Annotated in this window: 7 protein-coding genes; all 7 read right to left on the bottom strand. The window is 67.4% G+C overall.

The window, feature by feature from the left end; genetic code table 11:
• Positions 1-428, bottom strand: a 428-nt coding sequence (locus V7050_RS18920) for a hypothetical protein (RefSeq protein ID WP_324411028.1), incomplete at its 3' end; no start/stop codon positions are given.
• Positions 429-529: 101 nt separating this feature from the next.
• Positions 530-1,399, bottom strand: coding sequence for an ATP-binding protein (locus V7050_RS18915; RefSeq protein ID WP_324398239.1), 870 nt, complete (start codon positions 1,397-1,399; stop codon positions 530-532).
• Positions 1,399-1,695: a hypothetical protein gene (locus V7050_RS18910; RefSeq protein WP_324375476.1), complete on the bottom strand. Its 297-nt coding sequence runs from the start codon at positions 1,693-1,695 to the stop codon at positions 1,399-1,401. Before V7050_RS18910 ends, V7050_RS18915 begins: the two co-directional genes overlap by 1 nt.
• 38 nt (positions 1,696-1,733) lie before the next feature.
• A complete protein-coding gene (locus V7050_RS18905; protein ID WP_324375474.1) occupies positions 1,734-1,934 on the bottom strand; it encodes a hypothetical protein in 201 nt (66 codons plus the stop codon).
• An 84-nt stretch (positions 1,935-2,018) separates the two neighbouring features.
• Positions 2,019-2,741 carry an RNA polymerase sigma factor gene (locus tag V7050_RS18900; RefSeq protein WP_324411026.1) on the bottom strand — a complete coding sequence of 241 codons (723 nt, stop codon included), beginning with the start codon at positions 2,739-2,741 and terminating at the stop codon, positions 2,019-2,021.
• 99 nt (positions 2,742-2,840) lie between these two features.
• Positions 2,841-3,086: a hypothetical protein gene (locus tag V7050_RS18895; protein ID WP_137457460.1), complete on the bottom strand. Its 246-nt coding sequence runs from the start codon at positions 3,084-3,086 to the stop codon at positions 2,841-2,843.
• 93 nt (positions 3,087-3,179) lie between these two features.
• Positions 3,180-4,192 (bottom strand): hypothetical protein (locus V7050_RS18890; RefSeq protein ID WP_324411024.1); only part of this gene is annotated, 1,013 nt, incomplete at its 5' end.

The raw sequence follows: 4,192 nt of genomic DNA, 5'->3' as shown, positions 1-4,192 counted from the left end.
CCGTTGGTGTCGGTGCCGATGTCGATGCGGGCGACGAATTCGACCCCATCGAGATCGCCGAACCCGTTGATGCGGCGGCGGGCCTGCGCCTCGGGCGAGTTGTCCTTGTCCGACACGCCGCGCGCCGAGTTGAGGATGCCGCGGATCAGGCCACGCCCCATGTTGGCCCAGTCCGGGCCCTTGGGGCTGTAGAGGCCGATCAGGGACCAGACCTTGCGCCGGGCATAGGGCCCCTCGACCACGGTGTATTCGGCGTCGAGATAGACGGCGCCGGTGGCGGCGCGGCGCGCCCAGCCGCCGGTCCAGCCCTGCGAGGGGTCGTCGAAGCCGCCGGGGCGGAGCGTCAGGCGCACCTTGGCGAGCGTGCCCTTGGGGATGACGTTGGTGTTGGATTGGGCGGAGTTGAAGTCGTTCCAGGGTCCGGTCATTGCGCGGCTCCTTTCAGTTGGAGGATGGGACGCGCAGCGGCGTCAGATGGGAAAAGCCACCCCGGCGACCGGATCGGGACACCGGGCATGGCGAGTGGCGCTCAGCCATGCCCGGGCTCCTGCGCGGGATCGGCCGGGGTTACTGGCGGCCAGGTCAGGCGTTCGGAGGCAGGCGCCGCGGGGCGCTGGATCTTCTCCATCAGCCTGCCGAGATGCGGGGCCTCGACCCTGTCGAGGCGGCCCGAGCGGTCCTTGGCCGGATAGCCCCAGGGGTTCAGCGTCTGGCAGACGAACGCGCGCTGCGGCTGGCCGTTGGCATCGGCGATGTCGGCCATGGTGATGACCTGGTCGACGATCCCGGGCAGCTCCAGCCCGGTCTTGCTGCCGTCGATCTGCGGCTGGAAGACCTTGCGGTTGAAGTCGTCGAGCCGCTCGTCGAGGATGCCCACGAACCAGACATGCTTGCCGCGCGTGTGCTGGAGGTGGGTCAACCACCCGATCATCTCGCGGCCGTGCAGCCCGTAGGCGCCGCGGATGTCGGGCTTGCCGGTCTTCTCGGAGAACGCCTCGGGCTGGCCGCGGCACCACTGGAAACAGAGCCGCCCGGCCACGGTGATCGAGTCGATGAAGACGGTCTCGTATTTGCCGATCACGGCCGGGTCGCCGTAGCGCCCGCAGACCTCGTCGAAATGCGCCTGGCTGTAGGGCTGGTCCTCGCGCAGCGCCGGGTTCGGCCCGCCGATGAACACCGCGAAGTCGCGGCATTCCTTCCAGGTGCGCGGCCGGAGCGTGTCGATCTCCAGCCCCTCGACCGCCAGATCCCCGGCCTCGAGGTCAAGGAAGAGCGTGGTCGAGGCGTTCAGCGTCCAAAGCAGGCTGGTCTTGCCGATGCCGGACCGGCCGAAGATGACGCCCTTGATGCCCTTGCGTTGCGCGAGCCGTTCGTCGGCACCGATGATGGGAAGGGCCATCACTGGCCCTCCTTTTTCATCACCGCCGCGGCGGCGCGATCTGCGCCGATGCACCCCGCCTCGCGAGCGAGCTTGTAGAGCCGCTTCAGCGCATCGGCGCGGCGGTAGGCGGCCGTGCTCTCGCGCTCCGCCTCCACGATCGCGAAGGCGATCTCGTCGACGGTCGCCTCGACGACCGGCAGCGGCTCGCGCGGCTCGTCGCCAGGGCGCTGCGGGAGGGAGATGGCTTCGGGGAGGTCGTCGAGGGCGTAGCTCGCGGCGCGAAGACGGGTGATGTCGTCCGGCTGGTCCGGCATGGCGGTTCTCCGGGGGATGATGTGATCGAGGAGGCGCATCACGCGGCCTCGCGGACGTCGGGCGCGGGCTCGGGCTCGGCGACGTAGATCGCCAGCAGCGGCGTCCCGTCGGCATGGGCGCCGGCGTCCTCGATCTGATAGTTGCGGTTGGGCTCGCAGACCTCGGTCAGCTCCCAGCGGCGATAGAGCCCCGGAAGACGCCTGAAATCCTCGAGCGACAGATCGGCAGTGCGGTTCATGCGTGTCTGCTTTCGGTTGGAGGGAAGGCGCTCGGGGCGCTCGAATGGGAAAAGCCACCCGCGGGACCGGATCGGGACATCGGTTCAGGGGATTTCCTCGAGGGCGTCGTGCAGCCGGCGCATCGCGCGCTGGTACCGCTTGCGGGCGGCGGCCTCGGTCAGGCCCAGTTCGACGGCGACTTCCGCCTGCGAGAAACCCTCGACCGCCACGCGGATCACCAGCAGGGCGTCATCGCCGAGCAGCTTCCGAACGGCGTCGTTCAGCCGTGCGTACCCGGTTGCGCCGATCCCGCTGTCGCCGCTGTCCGCCACCTCGTCGGGATCGGCGCCGCTGGCGAGATGTTCGCGCGCCTGGTCTCGCTGGCGCACGCGGATCATGTCGCGCTCGACATTGCGCAGGACCGTGGCCGCGATCCAGTTGACGCGCCCGAGGTCGAGGCTGCGGACTGCCTCGGTGGTGCGCGCCAGGACATCGGACGCGATCTCGTCGGCGGTGCCGATCCTGCGCCAGATCGACCGGCGGCGGATGGCGTCGAGGCCGGGCCAGAGTGCCAGCAACAGCAGCGTCAGGGCGCAGTCGGACGTGGGCCCGTCGCCCTGCGCCGCCCCGACCAGCGCGGAGAGGATCAGGTTTTTCCGGGCGGGATCGCCGGGGGTGCGATGCAGACCGTCCAGCAGGGCCGCCGGATCGCGGAACGGCGCGAGGTCGGCCTGCGCACGCCTGACGGCGTCGAAACTGCGCTGGAAATGAAGGTTGGAGGAAGATTGCATGAGGTGATCACGGATCTCGTGCCACGCGAAGGACATCGGACGCCTGCCTTGCGGCCAGGCGTCCGGCGCCTTCTCGTGGCCAGGTCAGGACGTCGCGCGTCTCTGCGATTTCAGGGGGTTGGGTGAATGCGCGCGTCAGCGCGCGGGTGCGGTCGCGTTGTTCAGCGTGCCGCAGCCCCGGCAGGTGGCCTGAACCGGAAAGCCCACGAAATACTCGTGCCCCCGCGCGAAGCGCAGATGCATGCGGCCGTCCCGGCAGACGCCGAGCAGCTTGTCACAGCGCGTGCAGCGCCATTCCGAGTTGTGGGTGGTGGGCTTGATCGTCGCGGCGCCGGACCAGCTCGTCAGGGCTGCCTGGCGCGAGGGGAAGGGAGTCGGCATGGAAGTGCTCCTCTAAACGATGGAGCACTCCCATTGGCTTGAGGAATCGGAGCTAGTCAGACCCCCCAATCGGAGCCGGATCGGAGCCAGCCGTCAGACGGCGATCTCCCATGGCCCTTTCGGACCGAGATTTCTTAGGAAGTTGGCCTTCAGCTTGTCCCATAGCGGCTGCTTGAAGATGTTCGCCAGGGACTGGTCTTCGGCGATGTCCTTGACAAGATCTTTGGTTGCCATAGGCATTGGGCCATTGTTGTGTGCATCGACCAGCCGCTTGATGACCGCGATGCGGTTCTCGCCCCTTATGTCGATGCTGCCTTTCCCTGGAACGAACAGGGTCGCCATGTTCTCCCCGCTAGGCGTGAGTTCGACAGCCTGACCACCGCGGGCGAGTATCCGATGGCGTCGGAACACTGACCTGAGCTTGTCTGCGACCAACGAGATTTCGGCTTGCTGGGTGTCGATCTGATCGACCAGCGGCGTCAGAACGTTGGCCGCCAAACACGGTCCGGGAGCGCTGCCGGCCTGCAGGACAAGCCCTATCCCAAGGTTGTGGCGCGCCCGAAGCTCCGTATCGACTGACGCCCGGACCTTCTCCCGGTCGAGAGCGCGCGCGAGGTAGATCGGAACATCCCCGCCATCGACATCGAGCGTTCCAAGGTAGAGGAGATGATCGGTCAGCTTCTCGATCGCTGGCGCATCGAGCGCTTTCTCGAGACGAGTCTTCAGGTGTAGCGCGACCCAGCCATCGCGCACTCGATAGACCCTGTAGCGATCCGGGTTGCCCGCGGACGTCGACTGTCCCTCGGTGACCTGGAGGTTGGCCACCTTGTGGTCCCCTTCCTCGACATCTCCCTTTTTGACCCGGACGTCCACTTCGGCCGTGACCGGACCGACCTCGTCTTCATCGTCGATCAGGTCGTCTCCTTCCCAGCCCGCGGGCACGAGAAAGCCCAGGTCGATCAGGAGGCCAGGATCGACGCCACGAGCTTGAAGCCATGCGCCGGTGATCCTGTCGACCCCAATGTCCCAAATTGCCAGCAAGGCGGGCATGACCGCCATGCTCTCCTCATCGCCCGGTGCGCGACCATCACGAAGGATGTTCCAGT

The sequence above is a fragment of the Amaricoccus sp. genome (genome assembly GCF_036846665.1).
In the GTDB taxonomy this organism is placed as follows: Bacteria; Pseudomonadota; Alphaproteobacteria; order Rhodobacterales; family Rhodobacteraceae; genus Amaricoccus.
This window is presented reverse-complemented; position numbering and strand designations above follow the sequence as displayed.

Coding starts and splice junctions, on each gene's coding strand:
- V7050_RS18915 (WP_324398239.1), bottom strand. CDS start 1,399: ATGGCCCTTCCCATCATCGGTGCCGACGAACGGCTCGCGCAACGCAAG.
- V7050_RS18910 (WP_324375476.1), bottom strand. CDS start 1,695: ATGCCGGACCAGCCGGACGACATCACCCGTCTTCGCGCCGCGAGCTAC.
- V7050_RS18895 (WP_137457460.1), bottom strand. CDS start 3,086: ATGCCGACTCCCTTCCCCTCGCGCCAGGCAGCCCTGACGAGCTGGTCC.
- V7050_RS18900 (WP_324411026.1), bottom strand. CDS start 2,741: ATGTCCTTCGCGTGGCACGAGATCCGTGATCACCTCATGCAATCTTCC.
- V7050_RS18905 (WP_324375474.1), bottom strand. CDS start 1,934: ATGAACCGCACTGCCGATCTGTCGCTCGAGGATTTCAGGCGTCTTCCG.